Below are 24,318 nucleotides of genomic sequence, written 5' to 3'. Positions count from 1 at the left end.
CCGCATGTTCCTGAACGGCAGAACCCTGACCCTGCGTCGCGCCATCGTGCTGGTGGTGGTGCTGGGCCTGCTCGTGCCCGCGCTGCTGATCAGCGGCTTTTCCTGGATCCACCGGTACCGCCACGACATGCAGCGGCAGACCGAGGAAATCCTGCTGCAGCACGCCGACGTGCTGGCGAACGGCATGCAGGAACCGCTGTGGAACATCAACCAGGAGAGCGGCCAGGCGCTGCTCGACGCCATGATGACGCGCAACGAGGACATCGTGCGCATCGAAGTGCGCGACAACACGCTGGGGATGTTCGTCTCGGGAGAAAACGCCGAGCGCCGCAGCGGCCTCGTCCTGTCCGCCGACAAGCCGGTGGTGTACCGCGGCAACACCGTGGGCATGGTGAAGCTGGAAGTCAGCGGCGCCCGCTTGCGCCGGGTCATGCTCAAGGGGCTGATCGAGTCCATGGCGGCGGTGCTGGCGCAGGCGGCGCTGTCGATCGCGCTGATCCTCGTGCTGCTGGACCGCCGGCTGGTGCGGCCGCTGCAGCGCCTAGGCGCCGGCGCCGAACGCCTCGCGCAGCGCCGCCTCGACGAACCCTTCACCTGGAAGGGGCTGGACGAGATCGGCATGCTGTCGCAGCGCATGGAAGACACCCGCGTCAGCCTGCGCCGGCTGTTCGACGAACTGGATCGCAAGAACGACGAACTCGAGCAGGACATCGAGAAGCGCAAGCGCGTCGAACAGGAATTGCACGAACGCGAGGAGCGTTTCCGCGCCCTGGTCGAGAAAAGCCCGATCGCCATCATCGAATGGGACAGCCAGTACCGCGTGCTGGAATGGAACGCCGCCGCCGAAAAGATCTTCGGTTACTCGCGCGAGCAGGCGCTCGGGCGCCATGCCAGCTTCATCGTGGAGGATGCATCCCGGGAATCGGTCGACGCGGCTTTCTTCCGGCGCGCGCAGGCCGGCGGCGACAGCCGCAACGTCAGCGAGAACCGCCGGTCGGATGGCCAGGTCATCACCTGCCAGTGGAGCCATACGCTGGTCGCCGGCGAAGGCGGCCGCGCCGACCGTCTGCTCTCGATCGCCGAGGACATCACCCGGAAGCGCCGCGCCGAGGAAGCCCTGAGCTTCTCGGAGGCCAAGTTCGCCGGCGCATTCGAATGCAATCCCGATTCGGTCGCCATCTTGCGCATCAGCGACGGCGTGATCATGGACGTCAACCAGACCTTCCAGGAAATCAGCGGCTATTCCCGCGACGAACTGGTGGACCGCACCGCGATCGACCTGAACGTCTGGGTCAGCCTCGAGCAGCGGAAACAGCTGTTCAGGCTACTCCGGCAGGACCGCATCGCGCGCAACTTCCCGTGGACGATGCGGACCAAGCACGACATGCTTCGCGAGTGCCTGACCAACGCCACCATCTTCAGCGCGAACAACGAGCAGTACATGCTTGCCGTCATTCGCGACGTGACCGACCAGCGCGTGCTGGAAGAACAGAAGGCCGAGGCGGACCGCGCCCTGCTGCGACTGGCGCAAGGCACGCGCGACATGGCCGGCGAAGCTTTCTTCGACCTGCTGGTGGCCGATCTCGCATCGGCCTTGCGCGTCGACTGCGCCTTCATCGGGCTGCGGCAAGCGCAGGACCAGAACCGCATCGGCACCATCGCCGCCCATGTGCGCGGGCATGCGGTGGACGACTTCGACTACGCCAGCCAGGGCTCGCCCTGCGCGCATACGCTCGAAGGCGAAATCCGCATCTTCCCCTCGGGCATCCGCCAGGCGTTTCCGCAGGACGCCTATCTCGCCGAGCACGCCTGGGAAAGCTATGCCGGCGCGCCCCTGCGCGATACCGCCGGTAATACCATCGGCGTGCTGGTGGTCTTGCATTCCGCGACGATGGGCAACCCCGACCTCGTGAAGTCGCTGCTGCAGGTCTTCAGCGAACGCGCCTCGGCCGAACTCGAACGCAAGCGGGCGGAAGAAGAACTGCGCATCAGCGAACAGCGGTTCTCCACGATCTTCCAGTCGTCGCCGATCGCGATGTTCGTCACCCAGGTCCGGGGCAACTACATCATCAAGGACGTCAACCAGGCTTTCATCGAACTGTTCATGCGGGACAAGGCCATCGTGCTCGGCAAGAACACCGTCGAACTCGGTCTCTACTGCAACCTGGCCGACCGCTCCGCGGTCATCGATGAACTGAAGCAGACCGGGTCCACCGACCGCCAGCGCGAAGCCTGGATGTTCCGCGGCGACGGCAGCCGGGTGCTGGTGCAGTTTTCCGGGCACACCTTTACCCTGGCGGGCGAGCGCTATGGCATCCTTGCCTGCGCCGACGTCACCGACAAGCGGCGCATCGAAGACGAGATCCGCGAACTCAATGCCACGCTCGAGCACCGCGTGGTCGAGCGCACAGAAGAACTGCAGCGGGCGAATGACGAACTGGCGCAGACCCTGGAAACCCTCAACATGGCCCAGGGCGAACTGGTGCGCAGCGAAAAGCTGGCGGCGCTCGGGTCGCTGGTGGCCGGCATCGCGCACGAACTCAATACCCCGATCGGCAACAGCCTGATGGTTGCCAGCACCCTGCTCGACCAGACCGTGACCCTGACCACCACGTGGAAGCGGGACAACGGCATCAAGCGTTCCATGCTGGAAGCGTACATCGGCGATGCCGGCAAGGCCGGCGACATCCTGGTGCGCAACCTGCAGCGCGCCGCCAACCTCGTGACCGGTTTCAAGCAGGTCGCGGTCGACCAGACCAGTTCCCAGCGCCGCAAGTTCCCGGTGGGCGAAGCCATCTCGGAAATCATGCTGACCCTGTGGCCGACCCTGAGAAAGACGGCCTACGTGGTCAAGCAGGACATCGCCGACAACCTGGTGATGGACAGCTATCCCGGCCCGCTCGGCCAGGTGATCACGAACCTGATCAACAACGCCCTGCTCCACGGCTTCGACGGGCGGTCCCACGGCACCGTCGTCATCTCGGCGCGCGCCGTCGAGGACGGCTGGGTGGAATTTGTCGTGAAGGACGATGGCGTCGGCATCCCACCCGCCAACATGAACCGGATCTTCGATCCCTTCTTCACGACCAAGCTAGGCGCGGGCGGTTCGGGCCTCGGGTTGAACATCACCCACAACATCGTGACCGGCATCCTCGGCGGCCGCATCCGGGTGCAGAGCGAGGTCGGCGTCGGCACCGCCTTCGTGCTCACCGTGCCCCAGACCGCGCCGCAGAAGCAGCTCGACGAGGCGCCAGCGATGCAGGGCGCCGTGATCGACTGACGCGCCTTATTTCCAGTCGCCCCGCAGGCTCAGCACTTCCTCCTGCAGCGCTTCGGGCGTGGCCGCGGCCGGCGCGAGCGGCTTGCCTACCACCAGCGACAGGCGCGAGAACGGACCGCGCCGGAACGAGCGCTCGAAGGGATTGCCCGGGCTGCGCGTCAGCATGCTCCCCCACAGGCCGCGCAAGGCCATGGGGATCACCGGGACCGGGCTGCGGTCGAGGATCTTCCGGATGCCGCCCTTGAACTCGTTCATCTCGCCGGTCGACGTCAGCTTGCCTTCCGGGAAAATGCAGACCAGTTCTCCCTCGTGCAGGGCCTGGGCGATGTCGACGAAGGACTTTTCCATGAGCCAGGGGTCTTCCTTCGCCGGCGCGATCGGAATCGCCTTGGCGGTGCGGAAGATCCAAGACAGCACCGGGATCTTGAAGATGCGGTGATCCATCACGAAGCGGATCGGGCGCGGGCTTGCGGCCATGATCACGACCGCGTCCACGTAGCTGACATGGTTGCAGACCAGTACCGCCGGGCCTTCTTCCGGGATGCGGTCGGTGTCCACGGCATGGACGCGGTGGACGGTATGGATCAGGATCCACGCCAGGAAGCGCATCAGGAATTCCGGCACCAGCGAGAAGATGTAGAAGGCCACGAGCGCATTCAGCGCGGCCGTGGCGGCAAAAAGCTGCGGGATGGTGAAGCCGGCTTTCAGCAGCAGCATCGCGAACACCGCCGCCACCACCATGAACAGCGAGTTCATGATGTTCATGCCGGCGATGGTGCGCGAGACGTGCTTGCGGTCGCAGCGGGTCTGGATGAGCGCGAACAGCGGCACGATGTAGAACCCGCCGAACATGCCGATCATGACGCAGTCGAACAGAATGCGGATGCTGCCCTTCTGCCCCAGGAAACCCGCCACGTCCACCAGCGAGGTGTTGACGTACTGCTGGCTCGCGAGGTACAGGTCGAAGCCAAACACGGACAAGCCGATGGAGCCGAAGGGCACGAGGCCGATCTCCACCTTGTGACCGGACAGCCTTTCGCACAGCAGCGAGCCGGCGCCGATCCCCAGCGAAAAGACCGTCAGCAGCAGCACGAAGACGCTGTGGTCGCCATGCAGGTAATCCTTGGCGTACACGGGAAATTGGGCCAGGATCACCGCGCCATAGAACCAGAACCAGGAATTCCCCAGCACCGACAGGAACACCGGGCGGTTCTGCCGGGTGAAGCGGATGTTGCGCATGGTTTCGGTGAACGGATTCCAGTTGATCCGCAGTTCGGGTTCCGGCGCCGGGGAATGCGGAATGCCGCGGCTGAACAGCCAGCCGACGATGGCGATGGCGATCGTGCCGAATGCCACGAGCTGCATGCCCCACGGCTTGTGCACCACCAGCACCGCGCCCAGCACCTCGCCGAGCAGGATGCCCACGAAGGTCCCCATCTCGATCACGCCATTGCCGCCGACGAGTTCCTCCGGCTTGAGGTGCTGCGGCAGGTAGGCATACTTCACCGGACCGAACAGCGTGGAATGCACGCCCATGCCAACGACGGCCGCCACCAGCAGCCAGAGCTGATGCGTCATCCAGCCGAACGCCGCGATCATCATGATGACGATCTCCAGCAGCTTCACGTAGCGCGCGAGGCCGGCCTTCTCGAACTTGTCAGCAAGCTGGCCTGCCGACGCCGACAGCAGCACGAAGGGCAGGATGAACAGGCCGGGGATGAGATTGTTCAGCAGGCCCGGATCCATGCTGGTCCAGTTCAGCGCGTCATAGGTCAGGATGGTCAGCAATGCCGTCTTGAAGACGTTGTCGTTGAAGGCGCCGAAGAACTGGGTCCAGAAGAAGGGACCGAAGCGGCGCTGGGATAGCAGGGAAAACTGGCTGGATTGGCTCATGGATCACTCGTCATGGAGATTGGCGAAGTGGAAGTAGTTTACGCGAGGGCGGTGGGGATCGGGGGGAAATGTGGCGGGTAGCGGGATATGAGACCGGGGGTAGCGGGCGGATTGGTTTGCCCGCGGGCGCTGGGGCGCTGGGGCGCTGGGGTGCTGGGGTGCTGGGGTGCTGGGGTGCTGAGGTGCTGAGGTGCTGAGGTGCTGAGGTGCTGAGGTTGCCGCAATTGGCTGCCTCTGTCATTCCCGCGAAGGCGGGAATCCCATTGTGCGCTTCTCCGGACGACCGAAATGGGATTCCCACCTTCGCGGGAATGACAGAGGTATGCGGGAACGATGGAGGTAGTCGCGCGGTGACGTGTGCATTGCCGAAGGCGAGCCTGCAGTGTCCCTTCTGACGTCGCCGAAAGGGAGGGCGGCCATGCGGAAAAAGAAGCGTGGCTGTCTGAGCCGCAGGCGAGTTTCCACGCTTCCCGCTTGGCCGTCCTCCCTTTCGGGAACCCCGAAGGGGCGACGGCAGGGGTCGCCTTCTCTTGCCTACTTCTCTTGGCGAGACAAGAGAAGTAGGTGGCCCGCCGGGGCCAGTCCCGGCAAACCCCCACGGAGTGGGAACAGCAACCGGGTCACCGGAGAGAAACCCAAAACCGCAATGGAATTCCCGCTTTCGCGAGAATGACAGCAGCCGCCCTACTCATCCCCCTCCGACGGCCAATCACGGATGTACGCCTTCAGCATCTTGTTCTCAAAGCTCTGCGCCTCGAGCACCGCCTTTGCCACGTCATAGAAGGAAATCACGCCATACAGCGTCTTGGCGCTGACCACCGGCACATACCGCGCGTGCCGCTCGAGCATGAGCCGGCGCACTTCGTTGACCTCGGTATCGGGCGTGATGGTGATGGGATGATCGTCCATGTGCTTGCGCACCGTGCCGCCGCCGACCTCGCCCTTGTTGGCATAGAGGGTCTTCATCACTTCGCGGAAGGTCAGCATGCCGACCAGTTCGCCGAACTCCATGACGACGAGCGAACCGATATCCTTTTCCGCCATGGTATCGACGGCCTCCGTCATCGGGGTGTCGGGCGTGACGGTGTAGAGAATATCGCCTTTGACTTTCAGAATTTCGGAAACTTTCATGGACGGTCCTGAGAGGTGTGACGGGTCTTGGAGTGTTGTCATTTTGATTCAAATGTAGCCTAAGCCGCCTGAAAAATCCAGCACCGGCACCGGGACGGAGAGACGCCTTTCGACCATCCGAATACACCTTGCCTCATCCAACGGTGCTAGGATTGCGCTTGCTCAATTTCGCCTAACCTTTATCTTCCACCACCATGAGCGATCCACGCTATCCGGGTTTCGATACCCTCTCGCTGCATGCGGGCGCAGCGCCCGATCCGGCGACCGGCGCGCGCGCCACGCCGATCTATCTCACCACGTCCTTCGTGTTCAAGGATTCGGACCATGCCGCGTCGCTGTTCAACATGGAACGCGCCGGCCACGTCTATTCGCGCATCTCCAATCCGACCAACGCGGTGCTCGAGGAACGGATTGCCGCGCTGGAAGGCGGCGTCGCGGGACTCGCCGTCGCCAGCGGCCAGGCGGCGATGCACCTCGGCCTGGCGACCATCGCCGGCGCCGGTTCGCACGTGGTGGCTTCGCGCGCGCTGTACGGCGGCTCGCAGAACCTGCTGGCCTACACCATGAAGCGCTTCGGTATCGAGACGACCTTCGTGAACCCGCGCGACATCGATGCCTGGCGCAACGCCATCCGGCCGAACACCAAGGTGCTGTTCGGCGAAACGCTGGGCAATCCCGGCCTGGACGTGCTCGACATTCCGCGCATTTCGGCGATCGCGCATGAACACCACCTGCCGCTGATGGTGGACTCGACCTTCACCACGCCTTACCTGATGCGTCCCTTCGACCTGGGCGCCGACCTGCTCTTCCATTCCGCCACGAAGTTTCTGAGCGGACATGGCACCGCCATCGGCGGCCTGCTGGTGGACGGCGGCACCTTCGACTGGCAGCTGGCGCATGAAAAAACCGGCCGATTCGCCGAACTGTGCGAACCCTACGATGGCTTCCACGGCATGGTCTTCGCCGAGGAATCCACGGTTGCCGCCTTCTCGCTGCGCGCCCGCCGCGAGGGCCTGCGCGACTTCGGCGCCGTGATGAGTCCGCACAACGCGTTTGCCATCCTGCAAGGCATCGAGACGCTGGGCCTGCGCATGGAACGCCATGTCGCGAACACGCGCAAGGTGGTCGAATTCCTTGCCTCGCATGCCGCCGTGGAATCGGTGTCCTATCCCGAACTCCCCAACCATCCCGACCACGCCCTCGCCAAGGCGCTTCTGCCGAAGGGCTGCGGCGCGGTGTTTTCGTTCAGCATCAAGGGCGACCGCGCTGCCGGACGCCGCTTCGTGGAAGCTTTGAAGATCTTTTCCCATCTCGCCAACGTCGGCGATGCCAAGTCGCTGGTCATCCATCCGGCTTCGACCACGCATTTCCGCGTGCCGACCGAGCAGCTCGCGGCCTCCGGCATCACCGAAGGCACCATGCGCCTGTCGATCGGCCTGGAAGATACCGACGACCTGATCGACGATCTCACCCGCGGCCTGAAGGCGGCGCAGAAAGGAGCCTGACATGCTGCTCGACGTTCAAGGACGGCAGGCTTACTGCTACACCGGCGGCAAGGCCTTCGATGCGGCGCTGCCGACCGCGGTGTTCATCCACGGCGCGCAGAACGACCACTCGGTCTGGGCCCTGCAGACGCGCTACTTCGCGCACCATGGCTTCGGCGTGCTGGCGGTGGACCTGCCGGGCCACGGCCGCAGCGAGGGCGAGCCGCTGGCCACGGTCGAAGGCATGGCGGACTGGCTGCTGGCCCTGCTCGACGCGGCGGGCGTGCAGCGCGCCTTCCTGGTGGGCCACAGCATGGGGTCGCTGGTCGCACTGGAAACGGCGGGACGCGCGCCGCAGCGGGTCGCGGCGCTGTGCATGGTCGGCACGGCCTACCCCATGAAGGTGTCCGGCGCCCTGCTCGATGCATCGCTGCACGAAGAGCACCGCGCCATCGACATGGTCAACATCTGGTCGCATTCCGGCATGGCGCAGAAGCCATCCTCCCCCGGTCCGGGTTTCTTCGTGATGAGCGGGTCGCGTCGCCTGATGGAACGCATCTCCCGGCGCAATCCGGCGAAGGTCTTCCATGCCGACTTTTCGGCATGCAATGCCTACTCGAATGGCGAGAGCGCCGCGCAGGCGGTGCAGGCGCCCGCGCTGCTGTTGCTCGGCAAGAGCGACATGATGACGCCGCCCAAGGCCGCCATGGGACTGGGCAAGCTGCTCGCCCACTGCACGGTGACCCAGCTCGACGACTGCGGCCACGCCCTCATGGCCGAACAACCGGACGGCGTGCTCGACGCCCTCTACGGCTTTTGCAAGGCCAACATGGCGGCGGCTTGACGCCGGCGGCACCGCTTCCGGCTTTTCTCCGCGGCGGGTTGCCATCGGCCCGCCGCTGCATTACCCTGACAGGATGAAGCCCGGGATCAATGCGTCCGATTCGGGCAAAGAAGGTCGAGAGGGTCAACACAGGAGACCGCCATGCCTGCCGCCATGAAAAGAGAGTACGCGTCGTTCCGCGAGTTCTATCCGGTGTACCTGGGGGAACATTCGAACCGCACCTGCCGCGAGCTGCACTTTGCCGGCTCCACCCTCGCCATGATCTGCCTCGCCGCGCTGCTGCTGACGGGCAATCTATGGTGGCTGGCGGCTGCGCTGCTGTCGGGCTACGGCTTTGCCTGGACCGGCCACTTTTTCTTCGAGAAAAACCAGCCTGCCACCTTCCGCCATCCGCTCTATTCCTTCATGGGCGACTGGGTCATGTACTGGCAGATGCTGACCGGGCAGGCATCTTTCTGACGTTGCCATCGAAGTAGTCGGACAGGGTCTGCTCCAGGCCCTGCTCGACCGCGTCCGCGACGATGCCGGATGCGCCGGCGTCGGCGACCGGCGTGAACACGAACAGCCGGTAGACGTCCGACAGGCGGAGCTGCCCGGGATTGGCGAGCAGGGTCCAGCTGTCGCGGCCGTCGGTGATGCGCTTGCCGAACTGCACCCGGCGCGTCACCTCGCCCTTGATGCGTCCTACCCATCCCGCGTCGCGCATGCGCTGCAGCAGCGATTCCGATTCATCGAACCCGAGCCGCGTAGTCGAGCGGATGCTCGCGGCATCGACCGCCGAGCGCGCCCCGCTTTCGCGGGCATCGTACAAGACCTTCAGCACCGCCAGCGCATCGATGAATTCGCTGCCCGGCGCCGGCATGTGCCACCAGCGCTCGTAGCGCACCACCGGCAGGGCCGCGGCCAGCACGGCGCCGACGAGCGTGATCAGCCAGGACAGGTACACCCAGACCAGGAAGATGGGCAGCGCCGCCAGCGCGCCATAGATCATGGTGTAGGTCGGAAAGCGGGTGATGAAATCCACGAACAGGCGCTTGGCGAGCTCGAATACCGCCGCGGCCAGGAACCCGCCCCAGGCGGCGTCGCGCCAGTTCACCAGCCGGTTGGGCACCGCCATGTAGAGCAGCGTGAAGGCCGCGGTCGTCAGCAGCAGGGAAATGATCGTCGATAGCAGCACCCCGGTGAAGGCCACCGCCGACAGCAGGCCGCTGGTGGCGGTGAAGAGGTGCGAGGTGACGGTGATCGAGACGCCGATCAGCAGCGGTCCGAGGGTCACGATGGCCCAATAGATCACCACGCGCTGCGTGAAGGGCCGCGATTCCCTCACCCGCCAGATCTGGTTGAACGCGCGGTCGATGGTCAGCATCATGGCCACCGAGGTCATCACCAGGAAGATCGCGCCGATCGCCGACAGGCGGGTCGCCTTGGAAGCGAACTGGTTGAGGTAGCCCAGGATGGTGCTTGAAATCATCTTCGGCATCAGGCTCTTGATGAAATAGGCTTCGAGCGAGGCGCGGAAGGTATTGAATACCGGAAAGGCGGTGAAGACCGCGAGCGCGATGGTCAGCAGCGGCACCAGCGCCAGCATGGTGGTGAAGGTCAGGCTGGAAGCAACCTGAGGCAGGCGCTCCTGGTTGAGCCGGCGGCGCGCGAAGCGCAGCAGGTCCCGCCCTTCCTTGAGCGGCAGTTTCAACAGGAGCGGATGATCGGTGAAGCGCATGCGTGATGGATACGTAATGGACGCGCAAGGATTGCGTGGGTGTCTCGGGTTGGCAATGCGCGATCGGTGTCGGAAGGACCCGGCTGCATCATATCGGCATTGCAGGGAGGACCTATAATACCAAGCATGAATCGATCCGACCTGCCTATCCTCGTTCTTTACTATTCACGCCAAGGATCCACGCGCAAGCTCGCGGAGCTCATCGCCCAGGGAATCGAGAGCGTGCCGGGCTGCGAAGCCAGGCTGCGCACCGTGCCGCCGGTCTCGACGGTGGCCGAGGCCACCGCCCCGGCCATCCCCGACGACGGCGCGCCCTATGCCGAGCCTGGCGACCTGGAACAATGCGCCGGCCTTGCCCTGGGCTCGCCGACGCGCTTCGGCAACATGGCCGCGCCGCTGAAGTATTTTCTCGACGGGACCGCGCCGCAATGGCTCTCCGGCGCGCTGACCGGCAAGCCCGCCTGCGTATTCACCTCTACCGGCAGCCTGCACGGCGGCCAGGAAGCTACGCTGCTTTCCATGATGCTGCCGCTGCTGCACCACGGCATGCTGCTGCTCGGCATTCCGTACGGGCATCCCGAGCTGATGACCACCGCCACCGGCGGCACGCCCTACGGCGCGAGCCATTGGGCGGGAGCGCAGGGAACGCAAGCCATTTCCCATGACACCAAGCTACTCACCATCGCCCTTGGCAAGCGCCTCGCAGAAGCCGCGCTGCGCCTGCGGCGGCAATGAAGGAACGCCGAACCATGCATTCACCCACGCAAAAGACCTGCTACATCGTGGCCGCCGCCAGCCTCACCCTGCTGATCGCCCTGTGCGTGGCATGGGAACTCGTGCTCGCGCCCTTGCGGCCGGGCGGTTCCTGGCTGGTGCTGAAGGTGCTGCCGCTGCTGCTGCCGCTGCGCGGCGTGATCAAGCGCGACATCTACACCATGCAATGGTCGTCCATGCTGATCCTGCTTTACTTTGCCGAGGGCATCGTGCGCGCAACGACCGATGCCGGCCTATCGGCCACGCTGGGCTGGATCGAGGTAGGCCTGACCTGCGTATTTTTCTTCTGCGCCATCCTCTATCTCCGTCCCTACAAGCAGGCGGCCAAGAAGCTGGCGCAACAAGCGATACAGAAAGCATCGAAATGAGCGAGTTCCTCGATCAATGCCGTGCCGCCATCGGCGCGGCGAACGTCCTGACCGACCCGGCCGACATGGCGGGCTACCTGACGGACTGGCGCCGCCGCTTCACCGGCCGCGCCCAGGGCGTGCTGCGGCCGGCATCCACCGACGAAGTGGCGCGCCTGGTGAAGCTGAGCAATGCGCACCGGGTACCCATCGTGCCCCAGGGCGGCAACACCGGCCTGGTCCTCGGCAGCGTGCCGGATGCCTCGGGCGACGCGGTCGTGCTGTCGCTGGCGCGCATGAACGTGGTGCGCCACGTCGACACCATCAACAACACCATGACGGTGGAAGCCGGCTGCATCCTCGAGACCATCCAGAACAAGGCGGCCGAGGCCGGCCGGCTGTTCCCGCTGTCGCTGGCCGCGGAAGGCAGCTGCACCATCGGCGGCAACCTCGCCACCAATGCCGGCGGCACGGCGGTGCTCCGCTACGGCAACACCCGCGAGCTTTGCCTCGGGCTCGAGGTCGTCACGCCGCAGGGCGAAGTCTGGAACGGGCTGCGGGGCCTGCGCAAGGACAACACCGGCTACGACCTGCGCGACCTGTACATCGGCGCGGAAGGTACCCTGGGCATCATCACCGCCGCCGTGATCAAGCTTTTCCCCCAGCCCAAGGCCAGCCTGACCGCGCTGACCGCCATGCCGACGCCCGACCATGCGCTCAGGCTGCTGGCGCTGGCCCAGCAGGAATGCGGCCCCGCCCTCACCGGCTTCGAGCTGATGTCCGATTTCTGCCTGCAGCTCGTGGCCAGGCACTTCCCGCAGATGCGGCTGCCCTTTCCGCAGGCCTATCCGCAATACGTGCTCCTCGAACTATCCGACAGCGAATCGGAAGAGCATGCGAACGGCATGCTGGAATCGCTCATCGGCAGCGCGCTCGAAGAAGAACTCATCGTCGATGCGGTCGTCGCCTCTTCCATTGCGCAGTCGCGCGGCTTGTGGAATTTGCGCGAGCACATTCCGCTGGCCCAGGCCGAGGAAGGGAAAAACATCAAGCACGACGTCTCCGTGCCGATCTCGCGCATCGGCGACTACATCCGCGAGACCGACGCCTTGCTGCAGCAGCATTTCCCCGGCATCCGCATGGTGACCTTCGGCCACCTCGGCGACGGCAACCTGCATTACAACGTGTCGCCGCCGGAAGGCGTCTCGCCGGATGAGTTCATTTCGCGCCAGGAAGACATCAACCAGGTAGTGCATGACAGCGTGCACCGCTTTGGCGGCTCAATCTCCGCGGAACACGGACTGGGCGCGCTCAAGCGCGATGAAATCCGCCGCTACAAGTCCGAGGTCGAACTGCAGCTGATGCGCAGCCTGAAGCAGGCCCTCGATCCCCTCAACCTCATGAATCCCGGAAAAGTCATTTGAAGCGTTTGTTCCTGCATGCCTCGCTGCTCGGCGCGGCTTCCTGCGCCGCCCTGCCCGCCATCTCCTCAAGCCCTGCCCTCGATGCGCCAGGCACGCTGGTCTACCGCTGCGACAACGGTGGCCAGATCGCCTACCAGAACTCGCCCTGCCGGAACGGCGGCGGACGGGTGATCGAATCCATCTCACCCTCACCCGGCGAGATGGCGTCGGCGCATCACCGGGCCGCCGAAGACCGGCATGCCGCCGCCCTCCTGGACAGGCGGGACCGGCCGGCCAGCGTCAGCCTCGGCGCGCCAGACCGCGGCACGCGCCGCGCATCGGCGAAGCAGGAGAAATGCGCATCGCTGTCGCGCCGCACGCAACTGGCAAGGGAAGAGACGGCCGCCCTCGGCGGGCAAGGCAAGAGCAGCCTCAGCAGGCGGGAAAAGCGATCCGCGAAGGCGCGCCAGCTCGAAGACAAGGCCCGCCGGGCCTGTGCGGCCGACCAGCCATTGGCACAGCGTTCGTGAAACGAGAGGCGCCATATCGCCTCTCGCTGATACGGCATCAGGCCGCGGCGGTCGACAGATCCTGGCGCTCGCCATCGAGCACGGCAATCAATTCCTGCATTGATGCCTGATCGGACTCGTCCAGCTCGTCAGATTGCAGCGACAATTCCCGCGCCACGTCGCGCAGGCGCCATTGGATTTCGCGCGTGGCAACCGCGGTCTCGAACAGGATCTGCGCGTCGCCGCTAGAAAAGATGTCGTCGCCCTCGATGCAGGCATCGAGCCCGGTGCTGATGAAGGCGCGCTGGATGCCGGCGGCCCGCCCGATCAAGTCCTGCAGCATGCTCATGCCACGCTTCGACCTGATCGTGCCGCCATCCGCCAGGCATTGCGCCGAGCCGATGGCGTTGCCTATCCGCTCGCGCAAGCGCCGCACCTGGTCCTGCTCTTCCCCGGTGGGCGCGGCGGCGTGCGGCACGCGGCCGCCGCAGGCTTCATGCATGGCGCTGGACACGGCGGATACCAGTTCGCGCGCATGCTCGCCGGGAATGATCTTCAGGGCGAGTTCGGCGCGTTGCAACGGTTCGCTCTTTTCCATGAACACGCCGGACAGCAGTTCCGCGACCGACACCACCTGGCCGGGCACGCTGATCGCGTTGCCCGAGACGCGCCGCGGATAGCCGCTGCCGTCGAGACGCTCATGATGTTCGAACACGGCCTGCGCCACCGCGGCCGGGTAATGCTCCAGGCCGCTGATCAGCATTTGTCCGATGCGCGGATGGACGACCACGTGGCGCCATTCATGCGGATAAAGGCGGCGCCGCGATTTCAGATAGGCAGGTTCGATGTAAAGTTCGCCGATGTCGTGGAGCAGGCCAGCCAAGGCGACGACGCTCTGGTCGGCCACGCCCAGGCCGCGCTTTCTCGCCAGCGCGATGGACAACAGGCTGACCATGACGCTGTGGCTGAGCGCCTGCTGCCCGCCGCGCTGGATGATGGTCAGCATGGTGCTGATCGCGCTGCCGAACTGGATTTCCGACAGGACCTGGATTGGGGAAGGACCGCTGTTCAAGGCCTTGATCACCGAGCGCACCGGATCGACCGTCTCGATAATGGATTCCGCCTCGCGCTGGATGACGCGCACGTCCACGCCTTCTTCCACCGCGATGCTGGCCTCGAAGGGCTTGCTGAGACGGCGCTGCAGGAGCCGCTCCTGCAAGGCGCGCGAAATCTTCGCTCCCTTCGCCACCAGCTTCATGCCGCGGGCATCGAAGATGTCTTCCGTCGCCTTGACGTCCTGCGATTCGGCGAGGTGCATCACCTTGTCGAGGTAATGCTGGTTCACCGAATTGATTTGATTGTCATCTGCCATCCGCCACTCGCATAGGTGAGCTGGAGAAGCGAGCCGCTCTCCAGCCCGACGAAACCGGGTTGGTAAATTGCTTATTGGCAACATGATACCTGACTGGCAGCGGGAAGTAATGTGCGGCGCACCACGAATGGGAATGACTGCAAACCTCACGTCATGCGGATGAGACCCGGTGCCGGCGCTCGCCAGGGTGAATCGAGATGGAAGGAAGAAAGATGGAAGGTGGCCTGCCCAACAGGAGTCGAACCTGTGACCTACGGCTTAGAAGGCCGTTGCTCTATCCAGCTGAGCTATGGGCAGTGCGTGGCAGTGCGTGACAGCACGTTGCGATCCGGCGCAGCTGCTTGATGGATGCGCCGTCGCCGATGCGCCGAAGACTGCGGATATTACCGCTAAAGGCCGGCCGTTTCAACGCCAAAGCGACGCGTCATGACACAGAACAGACGGCTCAGTCCGTCCCGCCTTCCGCGTGCGTGTGCAGGAAACGCTCCAGCGCCTCGACCGGAAGCGGCCGGCTGAGGAAGTAGCCCTGTATCTGGTCGCAGCCATGCTCGCGCAGGAAGTCCCGCTGCGCCTCGGTTTCGACGCCCTCCGCGATCACCTTGACCTTCAGGCTGTGCGCCAGGGCGATGACGGCGCGCGCGATTTCCGCGTCATCGTTGTCGCTGGCGATGTCGCGCACGAAGGAACGATCGATCTTGAGGCAATGGATGGGAAAGCGCTTGAGATAGCTGAGGCTCGAGTAACCGGTGCCGAAGTCGTCGATCGACAGGTGGACGCCCATGTCGCTGAGCTGGCGCATGATCGCGGCCGCGGACTCCGGATCGTCCATGATGGCGCTTTCGGTGATCTCGAGTTCGAGCCAGGCCGGCGCGCAGCCCGTGCTGCGCAGCGCCGCCGACACGACCTCGACGATGTCCTGCTGCCTGAACTGGCGCGCGGAAAGATTGACAGCCACCCGGCATGAAGACGGCATCCCGGCATCATGCCAGGTCTTGCGCTGCCGGCATGCCTCGTTCAGCACCCATTCGCCGATCGGCGCGATCAGCCCGGTCTCTTCCGCGAGATTGATGAAATCCCCCGGATAGCGCAGGGGCTGGCGGGAGGGCTGCCAGCGGACCAGGGCTTCCAGCCCGATGATGCCGCCGCTGGCCAGATCGAGCTGCGGCTGGTAGTGCAGGATGAATTCGTTGCGCTCGAGCGCGCGACGCAAGCCGGCCTCCAGCTTGAGGTGGTCCAGCGCGCGGGCATTCATATCGTGCGCATAGAACTGGAAGGTCGCGCGGCCGGCGTCCTTGCCGCGGTACATCGCGGTTTCGGCATTCCTGAGCAGGGTCTGGGCGTCGCCGCCATCCCTGGGAAACATGCTGATGCCGATGGTCGCCGCGGGAAAGAAGTCGTGCTCCTGGATGGCCATTGGCGCCGCCAGCGCCGTCTGGATTTCGCGGGCCAGCGTAGCCACGGCGTCTTCCCTGGCCATGCCCGGCCGCACGATCACGAATTCGTCGCCGCTGAACCGGGCCAGGGTATCGCCCGTCTCGAGGATGGCCTGGAGGCGCTGCGAGACTTCCCGGAGGATCTGGTCGCCCACCTCGTGGCCGAGGCTGTCGTTGACCTTCTTGAAGCGGTCGAGATCGATGACGAGCACCGCGATGTTGCTGTCGTCGCGCTGCGCGTACACCACCGCTTGCGAGAGGCGGTCGAGCAGCAGCGTACGGTTCGGCAGGCCGGTCAGGGTGTCGTGGTTTGCGAGGTGCAGCAGATCCTGCTCGGCCTGCTTGCGGCGCGAGATGTCCTCGACGACCGTGCTGTAGTACTTGGGATTTCCTTCGTCGTCGCGCACCATCGAACTGGTCAGGTTGATCCAGATGTAATGGCCATGCTTGTGACGGTAGCGCTTCTCGCGGGTCTTTTCGTCGAGCTCACGGTTGAGCATGCGCTTGGCCAGCGCCCAGTCCACCATCACGTCCTCTGGATGGGTGATGTCCTGGAAACGAAGCTCCAGCATTTCTTCCTGGGTGTAGCCGACGATCTCGCAGAGCTTGCGGTTAACCATCAGCCAGCGCCCGTCCGGCCCGACATGCGCCAGGCCGACGCCCGCCTGGTTGAAGGCGACACGGAAGCGCTCCTCGCTCTCGCGCAGCACGGCCTCGGCTTCGCGGCGGGATGCCTCTTCCCGTTCCACCCTCCTGGTGATGTCCTGCGCCACGACGGTGATCATGCCCGTCTGGCGCAGCGCAGTGCCGGAAACGGCGAACTCGACGTGCCGCATGCCCTCGCTGGTCTGCATGGCTTTCTGCATGGCCTGGCTGCTGCCGGAGCGCAGGCCGAACAGGGCCGCCTGCAAATCATCGCAGGGAAGCACCTCGCGCACCGGCGTGCCGACCGCCGCGCGCTCCTGCACGTTGAAGATGCCGCACATGGCGGGATTGATGAACTGGATGACGAAGCGGCTGTCGAGCAGCATGACGCCGATGGGAAGAATGGCGGCCACGTCCCGGGAAAGGGAAGTCTTGTCGATGACGGCGTCCGGGTCCGGACGACTTGCCATGCCGGTGGATATCGCACGCAGGCTCATGTTGCCAGCCTGCCAGTCGTGGGTACCGCGCTGGGATTCAACACCGATGATCCGCTCTGTAGAAAAAGACAAGAAGAAACCCATTATGCCGGGCCTGCGGGGGTAAATCAAACCTGATGTCGCAAGGGATGTACACGCGGGGACAAAAATGGAAGACAAGGCGTGAGCATCGGATGGCCGCAGCCGGGCATGCGAAGCGGAAGTTCAAGGAAACCGAACGTGGAAAACGGAGGCGCAAAACAAAAGGACCTAGCTATTGCTAGCTAAGTCCTTCGTGTCCTGGTCGGGGCGAGACGATTCGAACGTCCGACCACCTGATCCCAAATCAGGTGCGCTACCAGGCTGCGCTACGCCCCGAGAAGCCCGCATCATACCCGCATGGAGAAGCGGGGTCAAATCGTATCCGGGAGCAATCCGGTGTCACGCGGCAAGTTTGTCGGCGATGCGGCGCGCCATCTCCTGCGCCGCGTTTTCGTCCTTCGCTTCCACCATGACGCGTACCAGCGGCTCGGTGCCGGAGGGACGGATCAGCACGCGGCCGGTGCCCTTGAGCTCGGCTTCGACGCTTTCTTTTTCGCTGACGACGGCGGCGTTCTTTTGCCAGTCGAATCCGGGTTCCACCTTCACGTTGATCAGGGTCTGCGGATACAGCACGAGGTCGGCGGTGGCTTCGGCGAGCGACTTGCCGCCGCGCTTGAGCGCGGACAGGATCTGCAGCGCCGAGACGATGCCGTCGCCGGTGGTGTGCTTGTCGAGGAAGAGCAGGTGGCCGGAGCCTTCACCGCCGATGAGCCAGCCCTTCTCTTGCAGGATCTCGAGCACGTAGCGGTCGCCGACCTTGGCGCGGGCAAAGCCGATGCCCATGTCCTTCAGCGCCACTTCCAGCGCCATGTTGGTCATGAGCGTGCCGACCACGCCCGCGACAGGCCCTTGCGCGATGCGGTCCCTGGCCATGACGTAGAGGAGTTCGTCGCCGTTGTAGATGCGTCCGGTGCCATCGACCATGATCAGGCGGTCGGCATCGCCGTCGAGCGCGATGCCGAGGTTGGCGCCATGCGCGCGCACCGCCTCGGACAAGGCGGCGGGCGCCGTCGCGCCGACATGGTCGTTGATGTTCATGCCGTTAGGCTGGTTGCCGATGGCGACGACTTCCGCGCCGAGTTCATGGAACACGTCGGGAGCGATGTTGTAGGCCGCGCCATGCGCGCAATCGACCACCAGTTTCATACCGCGCAGGTCGAGCTCGTTGGGGAAGGTGCTCTTGCAGAATTCGATGTAGCGACCCTGCGCGTCGTCGAGCCGCTTGGCCTTGCCGAGGCGCTCGGAAGGCACGCATTCGATCGGCTGCTCGATCGCGGCCTCGATGGCGGACTCGACCGCGTCGGGCAGCTTGTTGCCTGAGGCGGAGAAGAACTTGATGCCGTTGTCGTCGTAGGGATTGTGCGAGGCGGAGATCACGACGCCCGCGGACAGGCGCAGCGCGCGCGTGAGATAGGCGATCGCCGGCGTCGGCATGGGTCCGGCGAGCATCACGTCCACGCCGGCCGCGGAAAACCCCGCCTCGAGCGCTGCCTCCAGCATGTAGCCGGAAATGCGCGTGTCCTTGCCGATCAGGACCACCGGCTTCTTGCCGCCGTCGACCTCTCCTGCCAGCACCTTGCCGGCCGCATAGCCGAGCCGCATGACGAAGTCCGGAGTAATCGGCGTGATCCCTACCCTGCCGCGCACGCCATCGGTGCCAAAATACTTTCGTGTCATGCCTTCCCCCTTCAGATTAAACGGATTGTTGCTTGCGTACCGCGTCCCAGACCGCGATGGCGTCGACCGTCGCGCCGACGTCATGCACGCGCAGGATGCGCGCGCCGCGCTCGGCGGCGATGACGGCGGCCGCGATGCTGCCCGCCATGCGCTCTTCCACCGGCTTGCCGGTGACCGCGCCGATCATCGACTTGCGCGACATGCCCGCGAGAAGCGGCAGGCCGGTCGCGTCGATCAGCCGGCGAAGCCCTTGCAGCAGGATGAGATTATGCGTCAGGGTTTTGCCGAAGCCAAATCCCGGGTCGATGCACAGGCGTCCGGCGGCGATGCCGGCATCGCGCAGCGCCTGGATGCGTTCCAGGAGGAAGTCTGCAACCTCGGCTTGCACATCGTCATAGTGCGGCTCAGCCTGCATGGTCTTGGGCTCGCCGAGCATGTGCATGATACAGAGCGCGACTTCGGCGTCCTTGACGGCACGCAACGCGCCTTCCGCGCGGAAAGCATTGATGTCGTTGACCATGTCTACCCCGGCCTGGATGGCCTCGTGCATGACCTCCGGCTTGTAGGTATCGATGGATATCGGCTTGCCGCAGTCGCGCAGCGCATAGATCACCGGCATGACCCGCCGCAGTTCTTCCTGCAGCGGCAAGGGTTGCGCGCCGGGGCGGCTGGATTCGCCGCCGATGTCGATGATGTCGACGCCGTCGGCGATCATCTGCTCCGCGTGGGAAATGGCGACGTCGAGCGCCTGGTAATGCCCGCCATCCGAGAAGGAATCGGGTGTCACGTTCAGGATGCCCATCACCAGGGGACGGTCATGCTCGCCCACGGCGAGGCGATAGCGGCCGCAGCGCAGGCTGGTGGAGGGGGTTGTCGATGCTGTCATGAAGGGAATCCTGGAAGGACGGAGACCGGCATTGTCGCAAATAAAAATAAAAAGGGTGAGGATCGCTCCTCACCCTTCTTGCTTTCTGACTTGTTGCCGGGCTTGCCCCGCTTTCAGCCTGGGGCCGCCGTCAGGCCGGTGCCGTGGCGTTCGGCGACATGCCGCCGGAAGCGCTGTCGGGATTCGAACGGCGCGGCGGAATGCCTGCCTTCGGCGGACGCGGCTCGCGGCCTTCCATGATGTCGTTGATCTGGTCGGCGTCAAGGGTTTCCCACTCGAGCAGCGCGTTTGCCATGATCTCGACCTTCTCGCGGTTTTCTTCCAGCAGCTGGCGAGACAGGTTGTACTGGCCGTCGAGGATGGCGCGGATTTCCGAGTCCACCTTCTGCTGCGTCGCCTCGGACACAGTCTTGGACGACATGCGGCCGAAGTAGGCATCCTGCTCGCTGTCTTCGTAGACCATGGTGCCGAGCGTTTCGGACATGCCGTAGCGGGTGACCATGGCGCGTGCCAGCTTGGTGGCGCGCTCGAAGTCGTTGGAAGCGCCGGTGGACATCTGGTGCATGAAGATTTCCTCGGCGATGCGGCCGCCGAAGAGGATGGAGATTTCCTCCAGCATCTTGTCCTTGTACATGTTCACGCGGTCATGCTCGGGCAGTTGCCACGTCAGGCCGAGGGCATAGCCGCGCGGCATGATGGTGACCTTGTGCACCGGGTCGGCCTTGGGCAGGAGCTTGGCGACGACGGCATGGCCGGATTCGTGGAAGGCGGTGTTGCGGCGCTCTTCCTCGCGCATGACGGCGGACTTGCGCTCCGGACCCATGACGATCTTGTCCTTGGCATCCTCGAAGTCTTGCATTTCGACCAGGCGCTTGTTGCGGCGCGCGGCGAACAGCGCGGCTTCGTTCACCAGGTTGGCGAGATCGGCGCCGGAGAATCCGGGCGTGCCGCGGGCCAGGACGTCGGCCTTGACGTCGGGTGCGATGGGTACCTTGCGCATGTGAACGTAGAGGATCTGCTCGCGGCCGCGGATGTCGGGCAGGCCGACCATCACCTGGCGGTCGAAGCGGCCGGGACGCAGCAGGGCCTTGTCGAGGACGTCGGCACGGTTGGTCGCGGCGATCACGATCACGCCGGAATTGGCTTCGAAGCCGTCCATCTCGACCAGCAACTGGTTGAGGGTCTGCTCGCGCTCGTCGTTGCCGCCGCCGAGGCCGGCGCCGCGATGACGGCCGACTGCGTCGATTTCATCGATGAAGATGATGCAGGGAGAATGCTTCTTGGCGTTCTCGAACATGTCGCGCACGCGGGAGGCGCCCACGCCGACGAACATTTCGACGAAGTCGGAACCGGAAATGGTGAAGAACGGCACCTTGGCTTCGCCGGCGATGGCGCGGGCCAGGAGGGTCTTGCCGGTACCCGGAGGGCCGACCATCAGCACGCCGCGGGGAATGCGGCCGCCGAGTTTCTGGAACTTGGTGGGATCACGCAGGAAGTCGACCAGCTCCTGGACCTCTTCCTTGGCTTCGTCGCAACCGGCGACGTCGGCGAAGGTGACGGTGTTGCTGGCTTCATCGAGCATGCGGGCCTTGGAACGGCCGAAGGAGAAGGCGCCGCCCTTGCCGCCGCCCTGCATCTGGCGCATGAAGAAGACCCAGACGCCGATCAGCAGCAGCATGGGGAACCAGGAAATGAAGACTTGCGACAGGAAGGATTGCTCTTCCGGCTGCTTGACGTCGAACTTGACGCCGTTGTTGACCAGGTCGCCGATCAGGCCGCGGTCGAGGTAGGTGACCGCTGTCTTGACCTTCTTGCCTTCGGTCGTGGTGGCGACGATGGTGCGGTCTTCGATGGTGGCTTCCTTGATTCGCTTGGACTTGACCTCGTCAAGGAAGTCCGAGTAAGGCACCGGAGTGGCGCCTCCCGCGATGGTGCGGCCGTCGAACTGCTTGAAGACGGTGAAGAGCACCAAGGCGATGACCACCCAGATGGCGGCCTTGGAAAACATGTTGTTCACTAGAACTCCTTAGACGGTGAGACGCCTGATGTCGCTTGTAAAATTGATTCTACCCGTATTGAACGGCACTTGCTAGGCTGCACTTGGGGTGAAATCCTTGAAAAATCAAGGGTTCCGAAGGAAAAAACCGTTCTTCAGGCAGGGTTTTTGAGAATTTTGCCAAGCAGGAAGATCTCCGAGGACTTGTCGCGGCTGGCTTTTGGTTTCTTGGAGGAAACAACTTTGAATTCCTGGCGGAATTTGGCGAGTATCTCGTTGTACCCGGTTCCGTTGAAGCATTTGACGAGGAGTGCCCCGGAAGGTTTCATGTGCGCCTTCGCGAAGTCGATGGCGAGTTCGATGATCTCTTCTACGCGGGCGGCGTCGGCGATCGCCACGCCCGAGAGGTTGGGCGCCATGTCCGACAGGACCAGGTCGACCTGGCGTTCGCCCACCAGCGCCTCGAGCTGTTCCAGCACCGCCTGCTCGCGGAAATCGCCTTGAATGAAATGCACGTCGGCGATCGGTTCCATGGGCAGTATGTCCAGGCCGATGATGGTGCCGTTGATGCCGCCGCCCTCCTTGCCCGCCAGCTTGTTGCGCAGGTACTGCGACCAGCTTCCGGGCGTGCAGCCGAGGTCCACGATCACCTGCCCGGGCCTGACCAGCTTTTCGGCTTCATCGATTTCCTTGAGCTTGTAGGCGGCGCGGGCGCGATAGCCTTCCTTCTGCGCGAGCTTGACATACGGATCGTTGATATGGTCATGCACCCAGTTCTTGTTGAATTTGTTCTTTGCCATTCGCGTAGAATACCGGTTTTACTGAATGTGAATAGATCATGTTGAAGCTGACACCCGCCGAGCGCTCGGCCCTGCGCTCCGAAGCGCATGCCCTCAATCCCGTGGTCATCATCGGCGAGTCCGGCCTGACGCCCAGCGTCATGAAGGAAATCGATGCGAGCCTGAACGCGCATGGCCTGATCAAGGTCCGCGTCTTCGGCGACGACCGCGACGCACGCATCGAGATGTACGACACCATCTGCAATGAACTCGGTGCCGCGCCGATCCAGCACATCGGCAAGCTGCTGGTGCTGTACCGGCCGAAGAAGGACGCCGCCAAGGAACGTAGCGACAAGCGCGGCAAGGGCCTGCGCGAAGTCACCATCGTCAAGCCCAGCCCCAGCGGCACGAAACGGCCAACCGTGAAGAAGGTTGTTCTGAAGGGCAACGAACGGGTCACCGCGGGCGGCAACATCAAGCGCGCCAAGCCCCGCCAGAAGAGTTCCAAGCGGCCGCTGTAAAAGCCCTTGCTCCCCGATCCGGCCTGCCCTGCAGGCAGCGGGCCGTGCTGACTTTCCAACTATCCAGCGCCGCGTTGAATCGTCAACGCTGCTTCCATACCAAGGCAATGCCGAGCACGGATTGCGCCAGATAGAAGGCGCTTGCCACGCCATGCAGCATGCCGAATTGCCTGCGGGCAGCTTCATCCATGCCGCCGCTTTGCGCAGCTTCGCGCAACGCGCCCATGAAGGGCTGCAAGCCGAAATAGCCGACGAGCGTACAGGCCAGCATGGCAAGTGCGATCCACAGGACCGCCCTGCCCTTGCCAGCCTGGCTGACCCCGATCTGCGGGTCAACGCCCTGGCCGCTTTTGCCGCGCCATGACATGCCGATCAGGATCAGCGCACAAACCACCGAGACCCAAGCCTCGACGCGGAACAACCGGCCGGCGATGGTGCCGGCCAGCACCCGGTCGGACAGGGTGGCGAACAGCGTGGGAGCAACGAGATAACCGATGGTCCACAGGCTTCCCACCCAGAAGGTAATCAGCAGGAGGCGAAACCTGGAAATGGACATGGCGGGGTGAATCAGATGTAGCGGACTTCGAGGACTTCGTATTCGCGCACGCCGGAAGGCGCATTGACCTCGACCACGTCGCCGGCGTACTTGCCGATCAGGGCGCGTGCAATTGGTGAAGTGACGGAGACCTTCTTTTCCTTCAGGTCTGCTTCGTCCTCGCCCACGATCTGGTAGGTCACTTTCTGGCCGTTCTCGAGGTCTTCGAGATCGACGGTGGAGGCGAAGACGATGCGGCCTTCGGCATCCAGCGTGGTGGGATCGATGATCTGCGCTGCGCCAAGCTTGCCTTCGAGTTCGGCGATGCGTCCCTCGATGAAGGCCTGCCGCTCCTTTGCCGCATCATATTCGGCATTTTCCGATAGGTCGCCCTGGGCGCGCGCTTCGGAGATCGCGTTGATGACGCTCGGACGGTCCTTGGTCTTCAGGCGGTGCAGTTCTTCTTTCAGCATTTCAGCGCCGCGCTTGGTAATTGGGATAGTGCTCATAC

20 protein-coding genes and 2 tRNA genes are annotated in these 24,318 nt (G+C 64.2%); 9 read left to right on the top strand and 13 right to left on the bottom strand.

The window, feature by feature from the left end:
* Positions 1 to 4: 4 nt before the first annotated feature.
* The gene (locus tag G3574_RS11065; RefSeq protein ID WP_163963005.1) at positions 5 to 3,280 is read left to right on the top strand and encodes a PAS domain S-box protein; all 3,276 of its coding nucleotides are present in this window, start codon (positions 5 to 7) and stop codon (positions 3,278 to 3,280) included.
* Between the two features lie 6 nt (positions 3,281 to 3,286).
* On the opposite strand, the gene G3574_RS11060 is transcribed toward G3574_RS11065, so the two are convergent.
* Together G3574_RS11060 and G3574_RS11055 are read right to left on the bottom strand one after the other, a co-directional pair.
* Positions 3,287 to 5,173, bottom strand: a complete 1,887-nt coding sequence (locus G3574_RS11060; RefSeq protein ID WP_163963003.1) for an MFS transporter — start codon at positions 5,171 to 5,173, stop codon at positions 3,287 to 3,289.
* 684 nt (positions 5,174 to 5,857) lie between these two features.
* On the bottom strand, positions 5,858 to 6,304 hold the full coding sequence (locus G3574_RS11055; RefSeq protein ID WP_163963001.1) for a CBS domain-containing protein: 447 nt from the start codon (positions 6,302 to 6,304) through the stop codon (positions 5,858 to 5,860).
* 194 nt (positions 6,305 to 6,498) lie between these two features.
* Between G3574_RS11055 and G3574_RS11050 the strand changes: the two genes are divergently transcribed.
* From G3574_RS11050 to G3574_RS11040, 3 genes are all read left to right on the top strand, one after another.
* Complete coding sequence (locus G3574_RS11050; protein WP_163962999.1) at positions 6,499 to 7,809, top strand: O-acetylhomoserine aminocarboxypropyltransferase; 1,311 nt, start codon at positions 6,499 to 6,501, stop codon at positions 7,807 to 7,809.
* Between the two features lies 1 nt (position 7,810).
* Entirely contained in the window at positions 7,811 to 8,632 is an 822-nt protein-coding gene (locus G3574_RS11045; protein WP_163962997.1) for an alpha/beta fold hydrolase, read from the top strand.
* A 141-nt stretch (positions 8,633 to 8,773) separates the two neighbouring features.
* Positions 8,774 to 9,091 (top strand): DUF962 domain-containing protein, encoded by a 318-nt coding sequence (locus tag G3574_RS11040; protein ID WP_163962995.1) that lies wholly within the window; start codon positions 8,774 to 8,776, stop codon positions 9,089 to 9,091.
* Here the strand turns inward: G3574_RS11040 and G3574_RS11035 are convergent.
* The gene (locus tag G3574_RS11035) at positions 9,051 to 10,352 is read right to left on the bottom strand and encodes a YihY family inner membrane protein (protein WP_163962992.1); all 1,302 of its coding nucleotides are present in this window, start codon (positions 10,350 to 10,352) and stop codon (positions 9,051 to 9,053) included. The two genes, G3574_RS11040 and G3574_RS11035, sit on opposite strands and share 41 nt — an antisense overlap.
* Before the next feature lie 126 nt (positions 10,353 to 10,478).
* Between G3574_RS11035 and wrbA the strand changes: the two genes are divergently transcribed.
* From wrbA to G3574_RS11015, 4 genes are read left to right on the top strand one after another with little or no spacing between them, the layout of a single operon-like run.
* Entirely contained in the window at positions 10,479 to 11,087 is a 609-nt protein-coding gene (wrbA, locus tag G3574_RS11030) for an NAD(P)H:quinone oxidoreductase (protein ID WP_163962990.1), read from the top strand.
* Positions 11,088 to 11,101: 14 nt separating this feature from the next.
* Positions 11,102 to 11,494, top strand: a complete 393-nt coding sequence (locus tag G3574_RS11025; RefSeq protein ID WP_163962988.1) for a DUF2069 domain-containing protein — start codon at positions 11,102 to 11,104, stop codon at positions 11,492 to 11,494.
* Positions 11,491 to 12,897 (top strand): FAD-binding oxidoreductase, encoded by a 1,407-nt coding sequence (locus G3574_RS11020; RefSeq protein WP_163962987.1) that lies wholly within the window; start codon positions 11,491 to 11,493, stop codon positions 12,895 to 12,897. Before G3574_RS11025 ends, G3574_RS11020 begins: the two co-directional genes overlap by 4 nt.
* Positions 12,894 to 13,406 (top strand): hypothetical protein, encoded by a 513-nt coding sequence (locus tag G3574_RS11015; protein ID WP_163962985.1) that lies wholly within the window; start codon positions 12,894 to 12,896, stop codon positions 13,404 to 13,406. Before G3574_RS11020 ends, G3574_RS11015 begins: the two co-directional genes overlap by 4 nt.
* 37 nt (positions 13,407 to 13,443) lie before the next feature.
* Here the strand turns inward: G3574_RS11015 and G3574_RS11010 are convergent, their stop codons facing one another.
* From G3574_RS11010 to G3574_RS10975, 8 genes are all read right to left on the bottom strand, one after another.
* A complete protein-coding gene (locus tag G3574_RS11010) occupies positions 13,444 to 14,757 on the bottom strand; it encodes an HD-GYP domain-containing protein (RefSeq protein ID WP_163962983.1) in 1,314 nt (437 codons plus the stop codon).
* 220 nt (positions 14,758 to 14,977) lie between these two features.
* A tRNA-Arg gene (locus tag G3574_RS11005) sits at positions 14,978 to 15,054 on the bottom strand.
* Positions 15,055 to 15,202: 148 nt separating this feature from the next.
* A complete protein-coding gene (locus G3574_RS11000; RefSeq protein WP_163962981.1) occupies positions 15,203 to 17,332 on the bottom strand; it encodes a putative bifunctional diguanylate cyclase/phosphodiesterase in 2,130 nt (709 codons plus the stop codon).
* Positions 17,333 to 17,612: 280 nt separating this feature from the next.
* Positions 17,613 to 17,689: transfer RNA gene (locus tag G3574_RS10995), tRNA-Pro, on the bottom strand.
* A 63-nt stretch (positions 17,690 to 17,752) separates the two neighbouring features.
* Positions 17,753 to 19,090, bottom strand: coding sequence for a phosphoglucosamine mutase (gene glmM / locus G3574_RS10990; RefSeq protein WP_163962979.1), 1,338 nt, complete (start codon positions 19,088 to 19,090; stop codon positions 17,753 to 17,755).
* A 16-nt stretch (positions 19,091 to 19,106) separates the two neighbouring features.
* Positions 19,107 to 19,976 carry a dihydropteroate synthase gene (gene folP, locus G3574_RS10985; protein ID WP_163962977.1) on the bottom strand — a complete coding sequence of 290 codons (870 nt, stop codon included), beginning with the start codon at positions 19,974 to 19,976 and terminating at the stop codon, positions 19,107 to 19,109.
* A gap of 130 nt (positions 19,977 to 20,106) precedes the next feature.
* Complete coding sequence (ftsH, locus tag G3574_RS10980; protein WP_163962975.1) at positions 20,107 to 21,993, bottom strand: ATP-dependent zinc metalloprotease FtsH; 1,887 nt, start codon at positions 21,991 to 21,993, stop codon at positions 20,107 to 20,109.
* A gap of 134 nt (positions 21,994 to 22,127) precedes the next feature.
* Entirely contained in the window at positions 22,128 to 22,772 is a 645-nt protein-coding gene (locus G3574_RS10975; protein ID WP_163962973.1) for an RlmE family RNA methyltransferase, read from the bottom strand.
* Positions 22,773 to 22,810: 38 nt separating this feature from the next.
* On the opposite strand from G3574_RS10975, the gene G3574_RS10970 reads away from it, so the two are divergent.
* Positions 22,811 to 23,272 (top strand): YhbY family RNA-binding protein, encoded by a 462-nt coding sequence (locus G3574_RS10970; protein WP_163962971.1) that lies wholly within the window; start codon positions 22,811 to 22,813, stop codon positions 23,270 to 23,272.
* A gap of 82 nt (positions 23,273 to 23,354) precedes the next feature.
* On the opposite strand, the gene G3574_RS10965 is transcribed toward G3574_RS10970, so the two are convergent.
* Both G3574_RS10965 and greA read right to left on the bottom strand, forming a co-directional pair.
* Positions 23,355 to 23,828, bottom strand: coding sequence for a DUF4149 domain-containing protein (locus G3574_RS10965; protein WP_163962969.1), 474 nt, complete (start codon positions 23,826 to 23,828; stop codon positions 23,355 to 23,357).
* Between the two features lie 11 nt (positions 23,829 to 23,839).
* Complete coding sequence (gene greA, locus G3574_RS10960; RefSeq protein WP_163962967.1) at positions 23,840 to 24,316, bottom strand: transcription elongation factor GreA; 477 nt, start codon at positions 24,314 to 24,316, stop codon at positions 23,840 to 23,842.
* Between the last annotated feature and the right edge of the window lie 2 nt (positions 24,317 to 24,318).

The organism is Noviherbaspirillum galbum (assembly GCF_010974945.1).
GTDB classification, from domain to species: Bacteria; Pseudomonadota; Gammaproteobacteria; order Burkholderiales; family Burkholderiaceae_D; genus Noviherbaspirillum; species Noviherbaspirillum galbum.
This window is presented reverse-complemented; position numbering and strand designations above follow the sequence as displayed.